Genomic DNA, 23,686 nt, shown 5'->3' with positions numbered 1-23,686 from the left:
AAAGGGAAGCAATATTCGTAGCGTAATAATTTGATATATAAAAAGAGGATGTCTCTTTTAACGGAGATATCCTCTTTTGTACCGGATAGCTATTCTTATAACCGGAACGCATTCACGTTTCCTGAAAAATCTGCCACGTACAGCATGCCGTTATACACGGCCATATCGGCAAATACGGGCGCGCCGGTATTAAATCGACTGATCATTTTCCCCGTAGCCAGGTCAACCACATATACATACCCGTCAGACGCGCCTGCAATGAGGCGGTTGCCGGCCAGTAACGGTGTAGATTCGATAGTAGCGGAAGAAGGGGAAGAGTAGGGCGCTGAGTAAAACAGGGCTTCTCCCGGTACAAAGCGCCACAGTTCCTTTTTTGTTTTTTTGTCGAAGGCCAGCATACCACCGGCGGCAGTGCAGGTAATGATATACTGGTTGGTGACCAGCGGCGCTGTCATGGTTTTCAGATCTTCGGTAACAGGAATGCTGTCTGTTGTTTTCCCGGTGGCAGGATCCAGGATATGAAGTTTGTTGATACCGTGTACATACAGCCGGTTGTCAAAGAAAGCGGGTGTGCCGCTGCGGAAGCGGATACCTTCATCGCTGCGTTTCCATTGTAGTTTCCCGGTGGCGGCATTGTGTGCAAACAGGTGGTTCCAGTTGGAGGAAGTAACGAGCACCCCGTTGTGGATGGCCATTGCTGCAGGCGTGCCTTCGCCACCGGTCCAGTCGTGGTTGGTCCATTTTACCTCACCGGTATGGATATCCAGGGCTTGCAGGTAATTGCCTGCGCCGGTGTAATAAACGTCCTCATGAATAGCGCCGGCAGAATTATAGGCGGGCAGGTTTTTCAAATCGCCCGCATGTTTCCACCGTAATTTACCGGTAGCGGCATCAAGGGCGTAGGTAACGCCTTCTGCATCGGTGGCCAGTAACAGGCCATCGTGGTAGCTAATGCTGTGTTTAATGGAGTTGCCGGTGGGGAATTGCCACAGCTGTTTGCCGGTTTGTGCATCCAGTGCGGTGATGCTGCTATGGTGATTGCCTTCATCATCAATAGTGCCTGTGAATATTTTACCTGCTGCGCAGATGGGAGATGATTTCCAGATATTGCCTCCCACGTTTGCGGTCCAGATTAAATGCAGCGGGCCGGCGGTAGGTATACCGGTAACGCCTGTACGTTGTATGTTCTGTAATACTTCCGGCCAGTCGGCTATGTTACCGTTATTTTTTACAGAGATATTTTTTGCCAGTGTAAAAGTATCCCTGCGGAACAGCACCCTGCCGGTGCCTAATGTAGCTTCTAACGTAGCCGTATATACGCCGTTTAACCAGCTGCCGGGAATAGCGGTGGTGGCGAACCAGTTCCAATCGGTGCGGGGTTGCAGCGGCACCTGCCTTACGAGATTTCCTTTTTTATCGAATAAGCTGAACAGCACTTTATTTACCGGCGAAGATGTATGATAGGCATTTGCACTGATCACCATTTTATCCTGGTCGAAAGCGATGCCCGCTGCTGATGGCGATACCGCTACCAGCTGATCGTGTACATAGGTATAACGCCGCTGTACAAACGAAAGCCCGTTTTTATCCACGCCGATTACATCGAAGTTGGAAGCGGAATTATCGATACCGCCGCCGGGAGGCGGCGCTGCACAAAGGGAGCGGATACCGGTGTTGCCGTGGGTACGGGCAAAATTAATATGCCAGTGACCATAGATCCAGGCTTTGAGGTGGTGCTCATGAAGGTTGATGCTATCGTTTTTTGAGCGGATGGTAAACAGCGTATCATAGGTGAGCAGGTCGTGATTGAATATGATCACGGGCTTTTCCGGTGCGGTATTGGCGAGATCATTTTTCAGCCATTGTACCACATCATCCAGGGTATAGGACGGTTGATAATCACCGTTGCGCATAGGCGTTACAATGAAGTGGGCGGGGCCGGCGTCAAAGGAATAGCATACCGGGCCAAACAGGGATTCATACAGTGCTTCGCCGTACGGACCTTTTACCAGGTCGTGATTACCGATGCAGTAATATACGGGTAACCCCATGGTGCGGGTATTAATATATTGTGCGTGGAATGCCATGCCTTTTTCGTAGCAGATATCGCCGGTATGGATCATGAAATCAGCGTTTTCATTGAGTGCATATTCTTTTGCATCGGTGATCCAGTTGTTGAACTGGTAGGTTTCGGTATCGGTAAGCCGTACGAATTTCGCGGTAGCAGCTTTGGCTTTATTTGCAGGCTGCACGCCAAAGTCGTAAGCCCGCAAGGCGCTGTCCACGGGTATATAGAATGCTTTGGTGAACCGGTATCCGGCCGGCGTGGTGATAAATATAAACCTTGTTTTCGCATGGCCCGGAAGGTGATAGTTACCGTTGGTATCGGTGATGGTAACGTGCAGTCCATCGGATACGCGAACGCCTGCGAGTCCTTTTCCTGTGTTGTTTGGCTGTCCGCTGGTATTATTGTCTATAAACACCTTGCCGGAAAATCCCTGTGCCATCAACATTTGCAGGCTGCAGACGATGAGGAGGGTTAAGAGTAAATGCTTCATGAATGGATTTATTTTATAAGCATGATGGCGGTATTAAAAAGGATTACCATGATCCATGTTGTTGCGGGAATAATATCACTGCAAAACATGGATCATGGTAATCCTGGTTCATCACTGTTTATCCGGTTTACCAGCCGAATATCTGTTTCAGTTTATCATTCAGTATCGTCTGTTGTTTGGGTATCGGACGATAGTAGTACTGCGGATCTTTAAAAGTGCGGCCGGCGCGGTCGGCAGTAAATTTAATATGACCGTTGGTGCCGTTTTCGAGGTAGAAGTTATTCTCCCCGGTTTTATCCATGAGATAGAAACGCGACAATTTTGCTCTTACATCAGCGGGTAACCCGGCGATAGATGAGGTATCTGTAGTATTGGGCAGGATGGCGATATCGGCTACATTGTCGCCGGTCATATCAATGCCGCCGAGTGCGGGAACATACATGCCCTGTGGCGCTTCCTGGAGGCGTGCCCCGGCTTTCCAGCGATTGATATCTTTGAGGCGCAGTCCTTCGCAGGCCAGTTCCACTCTTCTTTCGCGGCGTATTTCCAGCAGCACGCCTTTATTGGGTCCGCTTACCAGGTAGGCTGCATTCAGTACCGGGTCTACGTTTCCATTGGCGGCAGCGAGGTTGAGATCAGGCATTTGTACCCTGCGGCGCAGCAGGTTTACGGATGCATCAAGATCGGCCTGTGAGAGGGTGCCCAGTTCTGCTTTTGCTTCGGCAAAATTCAGCAGTACTTCCGCATAGCGGTATACGGGTAAAGCGGTGTAGTTGGTTTCCCATCCCTGGCGTTGTTTCGGATCACGCGGATAAAATTTCAGCTGGTCGTATGCGCCGAGGTTCGGTTTTGCAATGTACACATTGTTATCCTGCGTGGTGGAAAAGCCGGGGTAGGCCACCGTTTCCGCCAGGCGGGGATCACGGTCCCTGAAAGTTGCCGTGAAACCAATTTTATCATAGCCTGGTTGTGAAGTGAATGGCTTGCCATCTTTCATCAGGTAGCTGTAAACAAGGCTCTGACTGAGCGACCAGGTCCATCCGAGTACGGTATGGGTATTGTTTCCCTTACCCAGGCTCTGCGGATAATCTCTCCATTGAATGATTTCTTTGTTGCCGTTTAATGAAAGGCTGGAAAACAAAGCGCGGTAATCTTCTCCACCTTTACCGGTGTTGTAAATCACATAGCGGTTACTGCTTATTACCTGCTGAGCTGCTGATACTGCTTTCTGGAGAAATGCGTCTGCGGTGTTCGCAAGTTTTACTTCTTCGTGGTATTTTCTGAATGTTCCTTCGAAGAGGCAGAAGCGGGACATTAACACCAGGGCAGCGTATTTATTTACGCGGGTACCGTTGTCTTTATCATCTACCTTAATATTATCCACGGCAAACTGCAGGTCGGCGAGCACAGAATCAGCTACTGCGGAACGCGGATCGCGACCTTTGTACAGATCCGGGTCCACATCTGTTAATGCGTGGCCGTACCAGGGCACATCAGAATAGGTAGTTATCTTTTCAAAATAAAATCTGGCACGGAAGTAACGGGCGATACCGATGTAGTGATTAATATCGGCTGCATCTCCTTTTGCTTTGCCGGCGTTGTCCAGCAGGAAGTTGATATCACGCAGCCGGTCCCAGTCGTCCCATCCGCCCACGGTAGTTGCATCGAGGGTGTTGTGCACCAGTTTGTCCATTTCGCTGCCGGTGTTACCGGAAACGTTATCTGAATTGTTATCATCATACGGCGCGGAAAGATTATCATCGTATAAGCCGTTGATGTAGGTATTCAGATCTTGTGGTGAATTAAAGTATGCTTCCGGTGAAATCTCCGTTTGAGGGTTGCGTTGCAGGAAGTCCTTGTTACAGGAAGCTGCTGCACAGCCCAATATCATGAGTGATAAATAAAGCCTTTTATTTTTCATGTTCCGATGTTTGAATTAATTAAAAGTTCAGGTTTAATCCGAACGAGTATGTTTTCTGGTAGGGATATACAGAACCGTCCAGTCCTTCGGGATCGATATTCGCTTTCAGATGGGAGATGGTAAAGATATTTTCCGCACTGAAATAAACACGGAAGCGGAAGATCTTATACTTCTCTGTGATGGACTTTGGAATAGTATAACCGATGGAAACATTTTTAAGACGGGTATATGCAGCGTTCTGCAGGTACCTGGTTTGTGGTGCGCCTAGTTCGGAAGCATCTTCCGCGATATATGATTTCAGGCGCGGGAAGTAACCATTGGGTGTTTCGGGTGTCCAGCGATCGAGGTTGTGTACCTGTACGTTTGTCCACGGTTGTGCATATACGCCCCAGAAGTAGTGGTTACCTGGGTTGGGGTACCAGTCTCTTTTCCCAATACCCTGGATCAGTGCGCGGAAATCGAAACCTTTATAGGAAGCGGTGAGGTCAATGCTGTAAGGAAAGCGTGGCTGGTTGTTACCAATGATCTTCCTGTCGCCTGGGTTGCTGATGGTGTTATCGCCATAGTCTACCGAGCCGTCGCCATTGAGATCTTTGAATTTCAGGTCGCCCACATAGAACTGGTACTGCTGGTCGTCGGAACCTACTTTGGATTGGTTGGCATGTGATTTCAGTTCGTCTTCATTCTGGAAAAATCCTTCCGTAACGAGGCCCCAGATGTCGCCTATTTCCTGTCCTTTGTAGTAGTTGCGGTTTTCCAGTGAGCCGGCGTCATAGTTGGCGAGGGTAGCGGTAGGATTGGTGAAGCGGGTAATAAAGGAGCGGCTGTCGGCCACCAGTAATTTCACGCCGTATCCGAAATCGTTGTTACCGATTTTAAACTGATCGCGCCAGTAAAGGGTCATTTCCCATCCACGTGTTTTCAGGTCGGCAGAATTGGTTCTTGGAGCCGGGGCGCCGTATACGTTGGGCAGTTCCTGGCTTTTGGCGAACATGCCGTTGGTGTAACGGGTGTAGCGGTCGTAGCTGAAAAATAATCTTTCTTTCAGCATGCTGAAGTCGATACCGCCGTTAACCGTTTTTACCGACTGCCAGGTGTAGGTGGCGGTAACCGGCGTGGGTGCGTATACGCCGATAGGCAGCTGACCATTCAACACGGAGTTGATGTTTCCGGCGGACATGAGTGGCATGTAGCCGTAAGCTTTCCATTGCTGATCGCCGAGAGAACCATAGGAGCCGCGGAGTTTCAGTAGGTCGATGCCTTTAATACTACTGAAGAATGTTTCTTTGGAGATCACCCAGGCGGCGGAAGCGGACGGGAAGAAGCCCCAGCGGTTATCGGCGCGGAAGCGCGATGATCCGTCATTACGACCATTTACTTCTACAATATATTTATCATCGTAAGTATAATTCAGGCGGTAGAAAATACCTCTTACGGCCCAGTCTTCGATGGCTTGCTTTTCAGTGATATTACCGGTAGCCAGTTGCGGGGTGGGGTATTGAGTACTGATAAGTCCCTGCCTGTTTACATTAAATATATTCGTGTAGTGGTATTCCTGGTTAAACCCTGCCAGTGCGCCAACGGCGTGTTTTTTATTAAATGTTTTATGGAAGTCGGTGTAAATGTTATACACATTATACTTCAGTTCATTGGTACTGTTGTTGGCAGACGACTGGTTGCCGTTGGTATATTGGGTTGGCTGATCGGGACCGTTGCTGTAAGGAACCGGCAGTGTATAGGATTTACCTACATTATTTCCGCGGCGATAGGTAGCATCTCCTTTCAGCGTCCACACATCTTTTACCAGGTTTATTTCTGCATTGAGGGTGGTCATAAATTCGCTCCAGGTATCTGCAGAGCGGCCGCCATCCTGCAGGTTGCCCAGTAAGGCTGCGCCGTCTGAAGTCCAGGTACCATCCGGGTTGCGGGGTACGGATAAAGAAGGTGTGCGGTTGGCATTATGAAAAAATAAGTAATCAACGGTATTGGCGGGTTGTGAATAGGTGGTGTTGGTGTACATGGTGTTGCTGCCAAACTTCACGCGGTCGTTGATGGTATAGGTAGCTTTTGCACGCATGTTATAGCGCGTATATTGATCGGGATTATAGCGGAGCATTCCATCCTGTTTGTAATAATCTCCGGAGAAGTAGTAATTCAGTTTTTCATCTCCGCGGGAAATGCTGAAGTTGGCATTATAGGCGGGCGCTGTTTTCTGGTATACTTCATGGAGCCAGTCGGTAGATCCGTAATAGGCATACTTTGTTTTATCGGTGGGGCTTACGATCACTCTTGGCAGAGAAGGGTCGTTGGCCAGTTTTTCTGCATAGGCCCTGTCGGCAGCGGGATAAAGGTCATACAGCGGGGTGGCGGCATCATGCTTGTATTGCATGGTGGTGAGCGGGTCTGTAATGATTTTGGGTACCAGGCCCAGTGTGCGCACGGCGTAGTTGGCGTTGGCATTCATCTGGAGCCGGCTGTCTTTACCCGATTTGGTGGTAATGAGTACTACTCCGAAAGCGGCGCGGGCGCCATAGATCGCGGCGGAGGCGGCGTCTTTCAGGGTGGTTACGCTTTCCACGTCGGCGGGATTGAGGCGCGATACTTCGTCGCTGGTAAAGGGGATGTTATCAACCAGGATGAAGGGGTCGCCGCCGTTGATGGAAGTCAAACCACGCAGGTTGAATTTTGGTGCGGAAGATACGCGGCCGTTGTTATTAGTAATATTCAGGTTGGGCAATAATCCCTGCAGGCCGTTACCCACATTGGCGATGGGACGGCTTTCCAGCTCTTTACCAGAGATGGCGTCTACAGCGCCGCTGAGGTTAGCTCTTTTCTGTTTACCATAACCCACTACCACTACTTCATTAAGGCCGCTGGAATTGGCTTTCAGGGCGATGTTAAAGGTAGCGCCTTCGCGTGCTTTCATCTGCTGGGCTTCGTAGCCTACGTAGGTAAATTCCACGATGGCATTTTCCGGCGCTTCCAGGGTGAAGCGGCCTTCGGTATCTGTTTTAGCGCCCTGGGTGGTACCTTTTACCAGCACGGTAACGCCAATCAGCGGGTTGCCGGCTTCATCGGTTACCCGTCCTCTTATATGAACATTCTGTGCAGTTTCACCTGCTTCCAGGATTACCACCAGGTTATCTTTCATGATTTTATACCCCAGCGAGGTGCCCGCGAGCGCCTTGTCCAGGATTTCCGCTACCGGAGCGTCTTTCATGGAGATAGAGATTTTCCGGTCGGGGATGCTGGCGCTTTTGTACACGAAAGTGTAGTCGCTTTTCTGCCCGATGACAGTCAGCAGTTTACCAATGTTAATATTGTTATAATTAACACTGATCCGTTCCTGTGAAAACCCGTGTGCGCTTAGTTGTAAGAACCCGGCACAAAGCAATACGGAGGTTAGTTTCATACGCAATAATAGTTTCCTCATATTCCGCTGGGGAATATGGGAAGGCCACCAATAGCTTTTTTTCATAAATTTGTTTCGTTAGGTTAAATAATGAGCCGTTACCAGATCGTAAGGAAATCGGTTTACATTGTTCAGCCAGCATTTTGAAAAGGGGGAATGTTGCTGCATTTCCCTTTTTTTATTTGCTGTCTGCAATAAGAAAAATCAGTGGATTATCAAGCCATAGATGACGTTTGGATGTTGTGTTTTACCATATGTAAATAACATTTTCTTTCGTGTTCACCTCATAATGAAAGCCAGACATCAGTTGTAATGCCTGCAATACATCTTCAATACTTTGTTTCCGGAATGCGCCGGTAAATACTTCGTGTTTATATTTATCGTTTTTAAAACGCAGGGTTACGTTGAACCAGCGTTCCAGGTCGTGCGACAATTGTTCAAAAGTGACATTGTCGAAGTCGAAGCGGTCGTTCACCCAGGCGGTAGCTGGCTTTTCCGCTGTTGTAGGGGCGCCGGCAACAGCGATTGTTTTTACCGGTGTAATGCTAAAATTGGTTTTTCTGTTTACGGGTATTTGTTTGTTTTCTTTTGTGCCGATGATTAACTTTTGTTCCGGTTGCAGTTGTATGGTTTTCCTCGTTCCGGAATGATCGTTATCCGGGAAATTCACTTCCACTTTTCCGCTGAGTAAGGTTGTTTCCACGGTAGCATCCTCTGTATAGGCCTTTACATTAAATACGGTGCCCAGTACGCGGATATTGATGTTACCGGATTGGATGATGAACGGGTGCGCGGGGTCGTGCTTTACATCAAAGTAGGCTTCACCTGTCAGATTCACTTCACGCTCGCCGTTCAGAAAGCGGGTGGCGTCGTACTGGAGGCGGCTGCAGGCGTTGAGTATTACGCTGGTGCCATCAGGGAGTACCACGCTGGTTTTAGAGCCGGTTTTGGTGACCACCTCATTGCGGAAAGCCTGTTTGCCCGGCATGGCCGGCCACAGGGTATATGCGGCGATGAGCAGGGCGATGCCGGCGGCAATACCACTGATCATCCGCCAGGGAATCAGCCGTTTGGCGGGAGGCTGCTCCTGATCCTGCTGAAGGAACAGGTTGATGCGGTCCATTCCTTCGCTGGCCAGCTGTTCTTCCTCCGCCGGGGAAAACCCCCTGGCACTGTTAACGGAACTGATATCACTAACAATAGTAAAGGCGTACTGCAGCTCCGGAAACTGCATCAGCAATGTTTCCAGTTCTTTCAGGTCGGCTGCGGTGGCCTCTCCCGATACTTTCCTGGCCATCAATATATTTACCCGGTTGCGCTCGATCATTTATTTTTATCCATATTATATCAGAAGGACGAAAAGAAAATGAAAAACCCCCAAAGCTGCCGGCAAATTTTTTCTTTCCCCGGAATCCGGGCAGATATCAGCATTCCAGGCTCCCCAAAAGAGGATCTTAAAAATAAATTGCGGGATAATTTATTTTGTTAACTTTAGCGTAATCTGCGTTATATATTATTGCAACCAATATCAGTGGCTTAAAAGGGATGGATCAGTGTACAATCAATGAATTATTTAAAAACATCACGGTGAACAATGATCAGGCGGCCTTCAAAGCTTTCTATCATCATTTCTTCATCAAGTTGTTACGTTTTTCTTTTTCGCTTACCCGTAATAAAGAGGTGGCGGAAGAAATAACGAACGATGTTTTTATGTATTGCTGGCAAAAAAGGCAATCACTGACGGACATAAAAAATCCGCAGGTATACTTGTTTGTGGTAGCGAAAAATAAAGCGATTGATCATATGCGCAAACAGGCCAGCTCCCGGCAGGTAGTTTTTGCAGAAGAAGATAAGCTGGAAATTGCCTTTGAAAGCGATCCGGAGCAACTGATGATTTCTGCGGAGATGATCCGCAAAATGGAGCATACCATCGAACAGCTTCCTCCCAAATGCAAAATGGTATACATCCTGGTAAAGCAATACGACCTTCGTTATAAAGAGGTAGCCACCATTTTAAACCTCTCGGTTAAAACGGTGGAAAACCAGTTGGCTATTGCCATGAAACGCCTTACGGCTGCCGTAAATTTCACATTGGAGAAAGCATAGTTCAGGGTATCACTTTCATCTTTTTAAAATTTTCAAAGATTTCCAGGAACATAACTTCCGTATCTACAAACTCTCCAAAACCTGCGCGGCGTGCTTTGCTGCCGTCGGCAAAAAAGTCGTAGTCCCACGAAAAAACAAAGTCACCGAACTTCCAGGAAGATACTTCCGCATAACTGTATTGCAATCCGTATTTTTCCGTCATGGCATTCCACAAGGGCTCCTTGTCGGCCATTACTACGTCGAGCTGCATCGGCAGGGGTGCAGCTGTTTCCATGCCAAAATAACGGGCAATGCGCGGCCAGAGATCAGACCAGCGGAAAAGGTCGCCGTTGTTGATATTAAAGGCTTCATTGGCGCCGGCAGGACTTTCGGCTGCCCATACTGTAGCTTTTGCCAGCAGGCCGGCATCGGTCATTTCCATGAGTTTATCGTAGGCGCCTGGTTTCCCGGGAAAGCGCAGCGGCAGTCCAAGTTCCTTTGAAATAGCGGCGTATACGGCGATCACCATGGCGAGGTTCATGGGATTGCCTAATGCAAAGCCACCAACTACAGAGGGCCGGATGGCGGACCACGACCAGGATTTGCCCTGTTGATATGCTTCCAGGAAACGTTGTTGTTCCATATTGAATTCGGGCGGCATAAAGCTGCCTGCATCTGTTTCGCGCGCGGGTGTTTTAAATGGACCGAGGTGGGCGCCGTATACTTTGTATCCCTGCATCAGGCTGATGTGTTGCAGGTTGGTGGCAATGGGGGCTACCACTTCAATCATGTTGCGGAGCATGATCATGTTGGGCGCCACCAGTTCTGCCCAGCTGCCGCGGTCCTGGTAGGCGGCGTAAAATATATGCGTCACCGTAGTAAGTGGCTTCAGTTGCTGTTCACTGTTTTCCCGGCTTAGTAAGTCTACGGCGATGTGTTTTACGTTAGCCGTATCGGCACCGCCTCTCCGGGATAAACCAATGATATTCCAGTTGGGCTGCGTAAGCAGGTAATCGATAAGATTGCGTCCTATTACTCCCTGTGCGCCTGCTATCAGGGCTACTTTCTTATTATTATGCTGTTCCATATCTGTGTTGTATTTTTAACGGTACAAAGGTCAGCGTTGCGGGTTCAGGATTACTTGTACATCCGCGGGGTTCATTGGTATATTTTAAAGAATGAAGAGATACATACAACACGAATACCTGAAAGTGTCGCACTTTACTGCCCGGGAATGGGAGCATCCGGTGCATAATCATAATCATTTTGAGCTCATCTTTATACATAAAGGCAGTGGTACGCATTGCATTTCGGGGATGAATATCCCGTATGAGGGTCCCTGTTTGTTTTTGCTGGCGCCCTGTGATGCACATCATTTTGAGATTACCGTGCCTACGGAGTTTACCTTTATCAAATTTACCAATGTGTACCTGCATGGCGCCGGCAATATGCGGCTGCAGCAAAGCTGGAACCAGGAGCTGGATCAGTTGTTATTGCAGGCACGGCAAAAGAAAATGATGAAGACAGGTATTCAGCGTATGGAGCCATTGATACAGCTGGTGGCGGCAGAGTGGAAAGCTGCCGGGCAGGAAAGCAGTGATACTGTTTTCTTTTTGTTGCAGGCGTTGTTTACCATGATCAAACAGGTGGCGGATCACGAATTGTTGGAGGCAGGCCCGAAAAGCGGTGCGCGGGTAACGCATATCCTGAACTATATTCACGAGCATATTCACCAGGCGGATGATATCCAGGTAGAGCAACTGGCGGAGTTGTTTGGGTTTTCCAAACATTACCTGGGGGCTTTTTTTAAGGAGCAAACCGGCACTACGCTGCGGGATTATGTGAACCAGTATAAATTACAATTGCTGGAAAACAGGTTGCATTACAGTGTTTTTTCTTTGAAAGAAATCAGTTATGAACTGGGATTTAACGATCAGAGTCATCTGAATAAATTTTTCAGGAGATATCATGACATGAGTCCTTCTGCTTACCGCGAACAGGTACAGGGGCTGGCGTAATAGGAATATAAATAAAATGGGGAGTACCGGTGGCGGTGCTCCCCATTTTATATTTAATGATGGCATATTTAATGACGGCCCAGTTTTTTGAGCATGCGGGCATGTTCCCACAGGGCGCGTATAAAGGTAGGTTGAACCTGGTAAGGTATGTTAAAGGCTGCCGCCTGTTCTTTAACAATAGGCGCCAGTTTCCGGTAATGCACGTGGCAGATGCCGGAAAACAGGTGATGTTCTATCTGGTAGTTTAGTCCACCGATACACCAGGATAATACACGGCTGCGCGGTGCATAGTTGGTGGTGTTTTCCATTTCATGAATGGCCCAGCTGTCTTTCATTTTCCTGTCTGCATCGGGAGCGGCATACCCGGAAGAGCTCATAACATGCGCCGGCTGGAAGATACAGGCAAGCAGTAATCCGGCGGTGAAATGCATGAGGAAGAATCCTGCCAGCACCCAATACCAGGGCATTCCGGAAAATATTAACGGCAACACCAGGATATATCCGTAGTAAAATACTTTGAATACGGAGATCCTGAACATGGCCTGTTTTAACGTAACTTTTTGTTTTGAGAGCAGACCATGACTTTTATAGCGCAGTACCTGCAGGTAATCTTTTGCTGTCATCCAGAAAAGGGTCATGAGCATGTAAAAGCCCCATGCGTACATGTGCTGGTAACGGTGATACCAGGCGCGTGGCTGATTAGGGGAAAAGCGCAGCAGTTTAATACTGTCTATATCTTCATCCAGACCGGACACATTGGTATACGTGTGGTGGAGCACGTTGTGCTGTATTTTCCAGGTAGGCGCATATCCGCCAATAATTTCCAGGATATGTCCCATCATATTGTTGATGCTCTTTTTGGGAGAGAAGGAGCCGTGATTGGCGTCATGCATAATGGATGCGCCGATGCCTGTAACACCCAGACCACTGAGCAGCCACAAACCGAGGTACAGCCATACGCTTCCTGCGCCGAGGCCCACCACCATCAATGTATAGGGTACAAAATATAAGGCGAGCATTACGATCGTTTTAATCCACATTTCCCTGTTGGCATACACAGAGATGTTGTTAGCGGAAAAATAATCCTGTACTGCGGCCTTAGCAGATTCAATAAAGCTGTTGTTACCGCGCGAAGCAAAGCGCACTATATGCCATTCCTCTTTTTTCATATTATTATTTTAATCAGAAAACGTGTTGTGATACAGAAAACGAGCAGGAGGGGAGAAGTGCTGATCAGTGTATGTACCTGCAATTTACGACAAATGTTTTTAGCACGTGTTTAGCAGATTTCATCACTATCAAAAAAGGAAGTATATTCGGGTTTGCACATACATAATCTATATAACTGTCAATTATGGAACACCTGCTTACCGTTGACTCGCTCGTCAGCCTGTTAACGTTAACCGCCCTGGAAATAGTGTTGGGGATCGATAACATTGTGTTTATTTCTATCCTGGCGGGGAAACTGCCGGAAAATAAACAAAAGAAGGCCCGTCGCCTCGGGCTGGGACTTGCCATGTTTGTACGTATTTTATTGCTGCTGTCGATCAGCTGGATTATGTCGCTGACAAAACCGCTTTTTAATATCGGCGACTGGATTGGTGTGCAGAATACGGAGTGGCTTGGAAAGCTGGCCATTTCAGGTCGTGACCTTATTTTACTGGTAGGAGGTTTATTCCTTATTTATAAAAGTACTGCGGAGATCCATGAGAAACTGGAAGGAGATGAACACGGCGTCGCCAACGCCAAACCTATGAGGTTTGGACAGGTGATTGTGCAGATCCTGTTACTGGATATTGTGTTTTCGCTGGATTCGGTGATTACAGCGGTGGGAATGGCAGATCATGTTGAGATCATGATTGCTGCGGTAGTGGTATCAGTAGGCGTCATGCTGCTGGCATCAGAATCTATCAGCCGTTTTGTGAACACGCATCCTACGGTGAAAATGCTGGCATTGTCGTTCCTGTTGCTCATAGGCGTTTCGCTTTTAGCGGAAAGCTTCGATCAGCATATTCCGAAAGGGTATATTTATTTTGCTATGGCATTCTCTGTATTTATCGAGGTGCTGAACCTGAAGGTAAAATCGCGTTCCGAGAAACCAGTGAAGCTGCATAATGAGGCTGAAATGCCTCCGAAGGGGGAAATAAAATAACGTTATCATCTTCCAAAAAAATAAGAGAGAAAGATATAAAATTATACGGGTCATGAATTTTTATACACGGAAATGGGTAAAGCCGGAGGATCTGAATGCGCACGGCACTTTATTTGGCGGCAGTTTGCTGCGTTGGATCGATGAAGAAGCTGCTATTTATTCCATCATCCAGTTAGGCACCAACCGATGTGTAACCAAGTACATGTCTGAAATTAATTTTATCAATTCTGCCCGTCAGGGTGATATTGTGGAATTGGGTATTAAGGCCACGCATTTTGGCAGAACATCTCTTACACTTACCTGCCAGGTGCGGAATAAGATTACACAAAAAACCATTCTTACGGTGGATAAAATGGTATTTGTAAGTGTGGATGAACTGGGAAAGCCGGTTCCCCATGGCAGAACAGCCATTACGTATACCGATGAACGGTTGAGAGAAGAATAGTATTATATTTTCAGTCCGCCGAACATACTGAACAAAATAATCCCCAGCACCAACGTAGTAATAAACACATACAGCCTGTCTTTTTCCACGGCAAACGCTATCAGTGAAAAAAAGATGCGGAGGATAGGTGTGGCCAACAGCACCAGTACACCCAGTTGTATAAACTCGGTGGCGCTGCCCGTAGCTACCCCGTGAAAAATTCCCCGGAAAGAAGTGTATTCCGCGTCTTCTCCTTTAAAGTGCGAATAGTCAGGTACGCTGGCAGCGCCCTGTTGCACGAGGTAAAAGATGCCTCCCAGCAATGCAATGCAGCTGGCGGTAATTACCCCGGTTCTCAGTTGTTTACCGATGAGTAATTCGATATCGCGGTCGCCGAGCATTTTCTTAAATATATTCATAACATCCTCATTAAAACTGGTGATTTAATCCGTTATAGATCATTTCCAGCGCAACAAATGTGATGGCTGCGCAGAAGATGATCCGTAGCGTGCGTGCGTTGATGAAGGTAAGCAAACGGGCGCCGGTAAAGGCTCCGCCCAATACGCCCAGTACCACCGGGAAGGCCATACCGGGATCGATATAGCCCCGTTGAAGGTATACCACCGCACTGGCTGCGGCGGTAACGCCGATCATAAAATTGCTGGTAGTGGTACTTACTTTGAAAGGAATGCGCATGGTGCTATCCATGGCCAGTACTTTTAATGCACCTGATCCGATGCCCAGCAGGCCTGATAACACACCTGCTATCAGCATGATACTAAAGCCACCGGCTACATTTTTAAGTTTGTAACTCACTTCCCCGGTGGGTGTTGGATAACTGCTGTTTAGTTTTAAGAGATAAGATAATTTACTGCCCGTTTGCTCCGCATGTTCATGCTTTTTCCGGATGGTCATAGCGGCGGAAAATATCAGCACTACCCCAAGCAAGATGGCAATAGTATTTACGGGAGTGAATATTGCCAGCAGCGCACCTCCCACCGCGCCCGCCGTGGTGGCTATTTCCAGGAACATGCCCAGCCGGATATTGGTGATGCCTTCTTTTATGTATGCCGTGGCTGCGCCGGAAGAATTAGCGATAGAGGCCAGCAGGGCTGCGCCGATGGCATAGCGGATATCTACATGAAATACGAGGGTGAGTAATGGAATCAATATCACGCCGCCGCCCAGGCCGGTGAGGGAGCCTAAAAGCCCGGCCACGTAGGCGCCCGCCAGGAGTATTAAGCTAAAGATCAGGATATTCATCTGTTGATATTTAATAATTATTGTCCAGTATGTCTTCCATTACCTGCCGGGATAATTTGGCGTTGCCACTTTTAATGGCTTTGTATAATTGTTCATGCAGGTGGTGGCTGATGGCAAAGTGACTGATACTTTGCGTATCGCGTTTAGTGAAAAAGTCGCGGATTACAGCAGTGAAGCTGCGAAAGAGATCGGCCAGCACATTATTACCTGAAGCGTTTGCTATAGCGGTGTGAAAGGCGATGTCGGCATCCAGGCATTGCTGGTACTGTTGTTCCAGGATGGCCTTTTTGCGTTGTTCCAGTAATGATTTCAGCTGGTGGAGATCTTCTTTGGTATGGTTTTCTGCGGCCAGTTTCACCATTTCATAGTCGAGCATGCGCCTTACCTGGTTAATTTCTTCGAAGTCGGCCCGCCTGAGCCGCTGGTCCAGCGATTCCGCCTGCACGGTTTCATTAACAAACGTACCCGCGCCCTGCTGCACCCGCAGGATGCCCATCATGGCGAGTGTTTTAATGGCTTCACGAACGGTAGAGCGGCCTACCGCGTATTGTACCATCAGCTCGGGTTCTGCAGGTATTTTCTGGCCGGGTTTATATTTCCCCTGGGAGATATCTTTCTGGATGGCGTTGATCACGCGGTCCGACAATTTGGATGGTTGCTCCATAAATTTATATTTACCCTACAAAGGTATGATGTTTATTTAAACATCTGATGTTTTATTTTTTTCGTCATGATAATTTAGCTGGTTGCAGGGTACAGCGTGAAATTGTAAATTTAGCTTTGCCGTTTACTTTCCACGCGAGTTGGATTCCACGTGAAGAAATTATAATACAGTGGTTATTTGTTGCCATTCCGCGTTTAGTATCAGGAAAGAAAAGTTATCCCGCATATCTTAAAAAATTTATGACATGAGAAAAATAGTCCTGTTAGCAACGATCCTGGTGATCCCTTATTTATTTTCCCGGGCAGGAGCGCCGGTGGATAAGGCCGACGTAATTATTTATGGCGGCACTTCGGCCGCGATTGTGGCTGCGGTGCAGGCGCATAAAATGGGTAAGACGGTGATCGTGGTATCGCCGGATAAACATGTGGGCGGTCTTTCGGCCGGCGGACTTGGTTTTACCGATACCGGCAATAAATCAGTCATCGGGGGGCTGGCCCGCGACTTTTACCACCGCATCTGGCTGCACTACCAGCAACCTGCCGCCTGGAACTGGCAACAGCAGGCGGAGTATGGCAATAAAGGCCAGGGCACGCCGGCAATGGATGGTACGGAGCGCACCATGTGGATCTTTGAACCGCATGTAGCAGAACAGGTATTTGAAGATTATATCCGGGAGAATAATATTAAGATTTACCGCGACGAATGGCTGGATCGCCAGCAGGGCGTAAAAAAGGAAGGAGGAAAGATAACGGCGATTACTACCCTGAGCGGGCATACCTATAGCGGTAAAGTATTTATTGATGCCACCTATGAAGGCGACCTGATGGCGGCTGCCGGCGTAAGCTACACGGTAGGACGCGAAGCAGTAGCCACTTATGGCGAAAGCTGGAACGGCGTGCAAACCGGTGTGTTACATCACGGGCATCATTTCAAGCAAAACATTAGTCCGTACCGCATTCCCGGTGATGCGAAAAGTGGATTACTGCCCCGTGTTTCCGGCGAAGACCCCGGTGAAAAAGGAGCGGCAGATAAAAAGATCCAGGCATATTGTTTCCGTATGTGCCTGACCGACAAACCTGCCAACCGCATTCCTTTTCCAAAGCCGGAGGGATATGATGCCACGCAGTATGAATTACTCATCCGTGTGCTGGACAGCGGTTGGAACGAAGTATTCAATAAGTTTGATCCCATCCCCAACCATAAAACAGATGTGAACAATCACGGTCCCTTTAGTTTTGATAACATTGGCATGAACTACGATTATCCTGAAGCTACGTATGAACGCCGGAAGGAGATTATCCATGAGCATGAAGTGTATCAGCAGGGCTTATTATATTTCCTTGCACACGATGCCCGTGTGCCGGCCGCTATTCAGCAACGCATGCAAACATGGGGATTGTCGGCCGATGAATTCCGTGACAACAAGAACTGGCCGCACCAGTTGTATGTGCGCGAGGCAAGGCGGATGAAAGGCATGCATGTGATGACGCAGCAATCGGTACTTGGTGAAAGTCCTGTGCCGCAATCGATCGGGATGGGTTCCTATACCCTGGATGCGCATAATGCGCAACGTTATGTGAAAAAAGACGGGTATGTGCAGAATGAAGGCGACATCGGTGTGGATATTAAGGAGCCTTACCAGGTATCTTACGGATCCATACTTCCGCAGCGGGAAGAGTGCAGTAACCTGCTGGTGCCGGTATGTATGTCGGCGTCACATATTGCCTATGGCTCTATCCGGATGGAGCCGGTGTTTATGATCCTGGGTCAGAGTGCTGCCACGGCGGCGGTATTGGCCATTAACGGAAACAAGGCGGTACAGGAAGTGGATTATGCGCAGTTGAAGGCACAACTGGAGAAAGACCATCAGCGCTTATCAGCGCGATAGCTTACTATTTCAATGGCCATCCATGCCGCAGCGGGCAGAAGCAAAGCGGCATGGATGGCACAATGATTGCGGCTGCTGCGGTATGAAAAAAGCTATGATACCTACTATTTGCCGGGCTATTGGCCTGGGTATTGTTACCGGAATGCGCGGCGCGATGGGCCCCGCTTTTGCCAGTTATTTTGTTAGCCGGCAACCTTCGGAAAAGCTGCGTAAGTCGCCTTTGGGGTTTATGCAAAAAAACGTGACTTCCCGTTATTTACAAACCATGGCCGCCGGGGAACTGGTGATAGATAAAGCACCGGGTACACCAAATCGTATAGCCGCTACCGGTATTACGGGCAGGGCGCTTTCCGGTGCATTGGCAGGAGCTACTATATACCAGGCGCGAGGTGAGAAAGCCTGGAAAGGGGCGTTGATTGGCGGCGTGACAGCAGTAGTCGCAGCATACGCATTTTTCTATTTACGCAAGGCTACCGGCAGGAAACTCCATATACGGGATGCAGCGGTGGGCGGGCTGGAAGATGCTGTAGCAGTGGGTATCGCGGCATTGTCTATCAGGAGGAAAAGATAAATACTTGTTTTCATAGAGAAAAAAACTACATTTGCATCCCCATTGAACAATGCCTAATAGTATAATGGTAGTACGACAGATTTTGGTTCTGTTTGTCTAGGTTCGAATCCTGGTTGGGCAACAATAATTGAAAGCCGCTACAATTTGTAGTGGCTTTTTTATGTTTGGGATTACGGTGATATGATCACATGGTTTTTAGAGCGGGCTTTTTTTATTCAGAAAGGTTGAGTAGCTTGAGTTAAATTTAGCCCAATAGTTTGATGCGTATATCCCTGTATTTTTTTTGTATCATAGTTTTTAACCTGATAACCAATCAATTATTTGGCCAGGCCAGTTTCACTGCGCCGGATACCGTTTGTGTAAATATGCCCGTCAAGATAACTAACACTTCTGTTGGAGGAAATACTTTTCTATGGAATTTCTGTTCAGGCGGGTTATATAATCCACCACAGGTTACAAATCTGGGAAATATTGGAGGGCTAATGAATTTACCTGTGTTTTTGGTGACTGCGAAAGAGGGGCCTAACTACTATGCTTTTTACACCAATAACATTGGTAATTTGGTGAGGCTATCGTTTGGTACCAGTCTGCTGAATACGCCGGTTTCACAAAATCTTGGAACTTTTGGAGGATTGCTGACCAATACTACCGAAGGATTGCAGGTGGTGAAAGATGCTACTGGCTGGCATATAATAATAGTAGGAGGCAATGATCCCAGCACGGCAAAAATCGTAAAACTGGATTTAGGTAACTCACTGGCTAACGCGGTGACTGGCCAGACAGATTGGGGAAATATAGGTTCGCTGAATTACCCGGTTGACTTGTATATCACACAGGAAAATGGAAACTGGTACGGATTTACAGTAAATTATTATAACAATACGGTTACCAGGTTTGAATTTGGTACTTCATTCAGTAATATACCGGTGGCTACTAATTTTGGTAATCTTGGTGTAATGGATCATCCCACCGGCATTTTTGCCATGAAAGAAAACGGAGAGTGGCATTTGTTTGTTACCAATGAAGGATCTTCCTCCATTACCAGGCTGGATTTGGGTACTTCCCTTTCCAATACTCCCACCGGGATAAATCTTGGTAATCCCGACAATGTACTGAATAGTCCCCGCGATCTGTCCCTCATCCATGATTGTGGTAATATATTCGCGCTTGCAGTAAACAGGGGAGACAACAGTATGGTAAGAATTGATTTCAAAGATGGAATCAATAGCCAGCTGCCGTTCGGATTAACCGGAACATCCATCGCCGCCAATGGAAATTTCAGTTTCCCCCATTCGATTTCTACCGTTTTCCGGGAAGGAAACAACCTGTATGCTTTTATTACCAATGCCTATAACAATACCTTGTCCAGGCTGGTATTCAGTAATTGTAATAATTCCAGCATTCCCTCTGCCAATACAAAACAGCCTCCGGTGTTCTCCTATAACCAGCCCGGTACCTACACCATTAATCTGCTAAAGGATGAATTTACGCTAACAGAAAGCGCCTTTTGTAAAAATATAGTAGTATTGCCAGTGCCGGTAGTCAATCTGGGTGCCGACAAATTAGTGTGTGACGGCACAGTGGTAGAGTTAGATGGCGGCGCCGGATTTTCTTCCTATAAATGGAATACCGGTGAAACCAGCCAGAAAATTTCAGTTGATCAACCCGGTGTTTATGAAGTGGAAGTAAGTAACGGGGGATGCACCGCGAAAGACCAGGTACAGGTAGACGTTTATAAGATAGCTGTTAGCGGCACTATTACAGATATTGATTGTAATGAGAAGCAGGGCGCAATAAAACTGGCCGCCACCGGAGGAACAGCCCCTTATACATTTTCCATTGATGGCGCCACTCCGGGAACAGACCCTCTTTTTGATCAATTGCAACAGGGTAGTTATACTTTTAAGGTAACGGATAAAAACGGTTGTGCTACTACCAGCACCTTAGCGGTTAATATAGCGGAAGACAGACTACTCAAAACAACAGCTTCCTCCACACCACCCACCTGCAATGGCACAACAGACGGCACTATTACCATAAATGTACAAAAAGGAGTACCGCCTTTTGAGTATGCTATCAAGGGGCAACCTTTTCAATCGCAACCTGTTTTAACGGACATGGCTCCCGGTAATTACATGGTGTATACCCGCAACGGGATTTGTTTGGATAGTGCCTACCTGGAGATAGTGGCTCCCGGGGTAATAGATTTGAAGGTACTGACAGAGGATGACCTTTGCGACAGGAAGATAGGAAAGGTACTAACTGACATAAAAGGCGGCACACCTCCATATGATTTGTACTGGGAGGGTATGCAAACAACGGCTCCTATTGAAAACTTAGGCGCCGGCAGTTATGATTTAAAGATCCTGGATGTTAATAAATGCAGTATGGACACCATCATCAACCTGGTGAATAATATATATCCGCGTGTGCAGATCCTTAATAACGATATAGCCATAAATATGGGAGAAACGATTTCGCTTACTGCGGTAAATGCGCCCGATTATGAATGGACGCCCGCGGAAAGTTTAAGTTGTGCTACCTGCCCCAATCCAATTGCAATGCCTTTACAGAATACCACCTACATTGTAACCACCAAAACAGGGCTGAATTGCATTAAATCAGATACCTTGAATGTAACGGTATCCAATATAAGAACCTTATACGTTCCCAATGCCTTTACACCTAATAATGACGGAATAAATGATGTTTTCAGGCCAAGAATAAATGGAGTAGCCAAATATCACCTGGCCGTTTATAACCGCTGGGGTGAAATGATATTTGAAACGAATAATACCAAAACTGGTTGGGATGGGCGTTACAAAAGTATATTGCAGCCAATAGGTGCATATGTATATTTTATTCAGTATTCGTATTATGGTTTTGAAAACCAAATGCTTCTGCAAAAAGGCGCCTTTACGCTTTTGAAATAGTCCGCATAATTAAAAATGCCCCAGCCGGCGCGAAATAACCACTCATCTTTTTTGCCCAAAGCATAATCATTTAAACTCTATATTTACCCCGGGATTCCGCCTTCACCATAAAAAATAAATATCAGCCATGCCGGCCATAGAGGGGCAAACAGATGAAGAATTGTTGTTGTTGCTGCAGTCGGGTAATGAACAGGCGCTCACCCTGTTGTATAAGCGGCACTGGGAACCGCTGTTCTTGTCGGCCTACCAGGTGCTGAAAGATAAAGAAGCCTGTAAAGACCTGGTACAGGAGCTGTTTACAGAGCTGTGGCAAAAGTCCCATCGCATTCAATTAACCGTTTCCCTGAAAGCTTATCTTTCTGCCAGCATCCGTTACAAGGTATTCCGGTATATCCGGCAAAACCCGGTGAGAGAGGAGTTGTTTGATCATATGATGGAGCGGATGGAAGCTGCTTCGCCGGAAAGTAAGCTCGCCGTAAAAGAGCTGCAATCCCTGCTGAATACCCTGATAGACACCTTGCCGGAGAAATGCCGGATCATATTCCGGATGAGCCGGGACCAACATCTTTCCCACAAAGAGATCGCCACACAGCTGAATGTTTCGGTGAAAACCGTTGAAAACCAGATCAATATTGCCATCCGTAAGTTGCGGTCCGCCCTGGGCTATGCTTTGCTGCTTCTCCTGCTTGTTAATAAATAATTTTTTGCCCTGCTTTGGGGGTAGGCCTTGTTTTTTGTCACTAGTGATAAAATACCCGGTATGAACAGACAGGAGTTTTTTTCATTGATAGATAAATGGATGGACGGATCGGCGAGCACGGAGGAGATGCAATCATTAATGAATTACTATCACAGCTTCAAGGCTACCACCGAATGGGATGAAGCGCAGCTTGGCGCTAAAGCCCTGCTGGAGGCAGAAATGGAGCAGCAGCTATTATTGCGCATCAGAACCTCGCAGCCGGAAACAGCGCCGGTAAAACGCATCTGGTGGGCTAAGGTGGCCGCGGCAGCAGCCGTTGTGCTGGTGCTGATAGCCACCGGCTGGTGGTATTTCCAGCGCCCCCCGGTGCAAACGTCCGCTCATTCCCAACAGCAATTAGTAGCCACTAAAGCCGGAGAACATAAAAAGATGCTCCTGCCCGATAGTAGCATTGTTTGGCTTAGCCCGGCCTCCCGGCTGGAATATACGGATGCTTTCGGGAAAGAACGTCGTGAACTTACACTAAGTGGCGAAGCCTTTTTTGAGGTAGCTACCAATGCGGCGCAGCCTTTTATTATTCACAGCGGACGTGTAGATACGCGGGTGTTGGGCACTTCCTTTAACATCCGGGCATTTGATGCGCAGCCGGATGTGGCGGTAACGGTGTTAACGGGTAAAGTGGCGGTAGGCAACGCAGATAGCGCGGTGCATGTATCTCCCAGCGAGCGGGCAGTGTTTAGCAAGGCAACGGGGAAGATCACGAAGGAAGACGGGGTAGCCACCGGCAATTTATTGAGCCGGCGCGAGGGCATCCTGAAATACGACCGGGCGGGCCTGCGTGAAGTAGCAGCCGAGCTGGGATATTATTACAATGTAAAAATTGAGATCACAGGAGATATTTCCAACTGTTTTTATTTCGGGGAATTTAATACCAACGGCACTTTGGAGAAAGCGTTGCGGCAGCTGTGCCTGTCGCTCAATGCTACCCTGGAGCACAACGGTACTACCTACATCATCAGGAAGGATAAGGAATGCTGAACGTTATGAAATAAACCACCAACCTATGCATAAAGAAGCGCCACCTACATAAAAAGAAC

18 protein-coding genes and 1 tRNA gene are annotated in these 23,686 nt (G+C 47.7%); 10 read left to right on the top strand and 9 right to left on the bottom strand.

Annotated elements, in window-relative coordinates:
• Positions 1 to 95 precede the first annotated feature (95 nt).
• The 4 genes from QFZ51_RS29800 to QFZ51_RS29785 form a co-directional block, all read right to left on the bottom strand.
• Positions 96 to 2,558: a PQQ-binding-like beta-propeller repeat protein gene (locus QFZ51_RS29800; RefSeq protein ID WP_429051112.1), complete on the bottom strand. Its 2,463-nt coding sequence runs from the start codon at positions 2,556 to 2,558 to the stop codon at positions 96 to 98.
• Between the two features lie 127 nt (positions 2,559 to 2,685).
• On the bottom strand, positions 2,686 to 4,479 hold the full coding sequence (locus tag QFZ51_RS29795; protein WP_429051110.1) for a RagB/SusD family nutrient uptake outer membrane protein: 1,794 nt from the start codon (positions 4,477 to 4,479) through the stop codon (positions 2,686 to 2,688).
• Positions 4,480 to 4,498: 19 nt separating this feature from the next.
• Complete coding sequence (locus tag QFZ51_RS29790) at positions 4,499 to 7,891, bottom strand: SusC/RagA family TonB-linked outer membrane protein (protein WP_429051108.1); 3,393 nt, start codon at positions 7,889 to 7,891, stop codon at positions 4,499 to 4,501.
• A gap of 247 nt (positions 7,892 to 8,138) precedes the next feature.
• Positions 8,139 to 9,218, bottom strand: coding sequence for a FecR family protein (locus QFZ51_RS29785; protein ID WP_429051106.1), 1,080 nt, complete (start codon positions 9,216 to 9,218; stop codon positions 8,139 to 8,141).
• 218 nt (positions 9,219 to 9,436) lie between these two features.
• On the opposite strand from QFZ51_RS29785, the gene QFZ51_RS29780 reads away from it, so the two are divergent.
• Positions 9,437 to 9,997 carry an RNA polymerase sigma-70 factor gene (locus QFZ51_RS29780; RefSeq protein ID WP_429051104.1) on the top strand — a complete coding sequence of 187 codons (561 nt, stop codon included), beginning with the start codon at positions 9,437 to 9,439 and terminating at the stop codon, positions 9,995 to 9,997.
• Between the two features lies 1 nt (position 9,998).
• On the opposite strand, the gene QFZ51_RS29775 is transcribed toward QFZ51_RS29780, so the two are convergent.
• Positions 9,999 to 11,063, bottom strand: a complete 1,065-nt coding sequence (locus tag QFZ51_RS29775; RefSeq protein WP_429051103.1) for an SDR family oxidoreductase — start codon at positions 11,061 to 11,063, stop codon at positions 9,999 to 10,001.
• Between the two features lie 91 nt (positions 11,064 to 11,154).
• On the opposite strand from QFZ51_RS29775, the gene QFZ51_RS29770 reads away from it, so the two are divergent.
• Positions 11,155 to 11,994 carry an AraC family transcriptional regulator gene (locus QFZ51_RS29770; protein WP_429051102.1) on the top strand — a complete coding sequence of 280 codons (840 nt, stop codon included), beginning with the start codon at positions 11,155 to 11,157 and terminating at the stop codon, positions 11,992 to 11,994.
• Positions 11,995 to 12,062: 68 nt separating this feature from the next.
• Here the strand turns inward: QFZ51_RS29770 and QFZ51_RS29765 are convergent, their stop codons facing one another.
• The gene (locus tag QFZ51_RS29765) at positions 12,063 to 13,163 is read right to left on the bottom strand and encodes a fatty acid desaturase family protein (protein ID WP_370912216.1); all 1,101 of its coding nucleotides are present in this window, start codon (positions 13,161 to 13,163) and stop codon (positions 12,063 to 12,065) included.
• Between the two features lie 185 nt (positions 13,164 to 13,348).
• Here QFZ51_RS29765 and QFZ51_RS29760 point away from each other — a divergent pair, with 185 nt between their 5' ends.
• Entirely contained in the window at positions 13,349 to 14,146 is a 798-nt protein-coding gene (locus QFZ51_RS29760) for a TerC family protein (protein WP_429051100.1), read from the top strand.
• Positions 14,147 to 14,198: 52 nt separating this feature from the next.
• Entirely contained in the window at positions 14,199 to 14,591 is a 393-nt protein-coding gene (locus QFZ51_RS29755) for an acyl-CoA thioesterase (protein ID WP_370912218.1), read from the top strand.
• A gap of 2 nt (positions 14,592 to 14,593) precedes the next feature.
• On the opposite strand, the gene QFZ51_RS29750 is transcribed toward QFZ51_RS29755, so the two are convergent.
• Genes QFZ51_RS29750 through QFZ51_RS29740 form a run of 3 tightly spaced genes read right to left on the bottom strand, consistent with a single transcriptional unit; the run spans position 14,594 to position 16,497 of the window.
• On the bottom strand, positions 14,594 to 14,989 hold the full coding sequence (locus tag QFZ51_RS29750; RefSeq protein ID WP_429051099.1) for a DUF1634 domain-containing protein: 396 nt from the start codon (positions 14,987 to 14,989) through the stop codon (positions 14,594 to 14,596).
• A gap of 10 nt (positions 14,990 to 14,999) precedes the next feature.
• On the bottom strand, positions 15,000 to 15,833 hold the full coding sequence (locus tag QFZ51_RS29745) for a sulfite exporter TauE/SafE family protein (protein WP_429051098.1): 834 nt from the start codon (positions 15,831 to 15,833) through the stop codon (positions 15,000 to 15,002).
• A gap of 10 nt (positions 15,834 to 15,843) precedes the next feature.
• Positions 15,844 to 16,497 (bottom strand): FadR/GntR family transcriptional regulator, encoded by a 654-nt coding sequence (locus QFZ51_RS29740; protein WP_429051096.1) that lies wholly within the window; start codon positions 16,495 to 16,497, stop codon positions 15,844 to 15,846.
• Between the two features lie 244 nt (positions 16,498 to 16,741).
• On the opposite strand from QFZ51_RS29740, the gene QFZ51_RS29735 reads away from it, so the two are divergent.
• The 6 genes from QFZ51_RS29735 (at position 16,742) to QFZ51_RS29710 (ending at position 23,627) form a co-directional block, all read left to right on the top strand.
• Entirely contained in the window at positions 16,742 to 18,385 is a 1,644-nt protein-coding gene (locus QFZ51_RS29735) for an FAD-dependent oxidoreductase (protein WP_429051094.1), read from the top strand.
• A 94-nt stretch (positions 18,386 to 18,479) separates the two neighbouring features.
• Positions 18,480 to 18,956, top strand: a complete 477-nt coding sequence (locus QFZ51_RS29730; RefSeq protein ID WP_429051093.1) for a DUF4126 family protein — start codon at positions 18,480 to 18,482, stop codon at positions 18,954 to 18,956.
• Positions 18,957 to 19,006: 50 nt separating this feature from the next.
• Positions 19,007 to 19,077 (top strand) — tRNA-Gln (locus QFZ51_RS29725).
• Positions 19,078 to 19,438: 361 nt separating this feature from the next.
• Positions 19,439 to 21,889: a gliding motility-associated C-terminal domain-containing protein gene (locus QFZ51_RS29720; RefSeq protein ID WP_429051091.1), complete on the top strand. Its 2,451-nt coding sequence runs from the start codon at positions 19,439 to 19,441 to the stop codon at positions 21,887 to 21,889.
• 127 nt (positions 21,890 to 22,016) lie between these two features.
• A complete protein-coding gene (locus QFZ51_RS29715) occupies positions 22,017 to 22,589 on the top strand; it encodes an RNA polymerase sigma-70 factor (protein WP_429051089.1) in 573 nt (190 codons plus the stop codon).
• A gap of 60 nt (positions 22,590 to 22,649) precedes the next feature.
• Positions 22,650 to 23,627 carry a FecR family protein gene (locus QFZ51_RS29710; RefSeq protein WP_429051087.1) on the top strand — a complete coding sequence of 326 codons (978 nt, stop codon included), beginning with the start codon at positions 22,650 to 22,652 and terminating at the stop codon, positions 23,625 to 23,627.
• Positions 23,628 to 23,686: the final 59 nt, after the last annotated feature.

This window comes from Chitinophaga sp. W3I9 (genome assembly GCF_050434025.1).
GTDB lineage: Bacteria > Bacteroidota > Bacteroidia > Chitinophagales > Chitinophagaceae > Chitinophaga.
The sequence above is the reverse complement of the archived record's forward strand: the minus strand, read 5'-3'. Positions and strand labels throughout refer to the sequence as shown.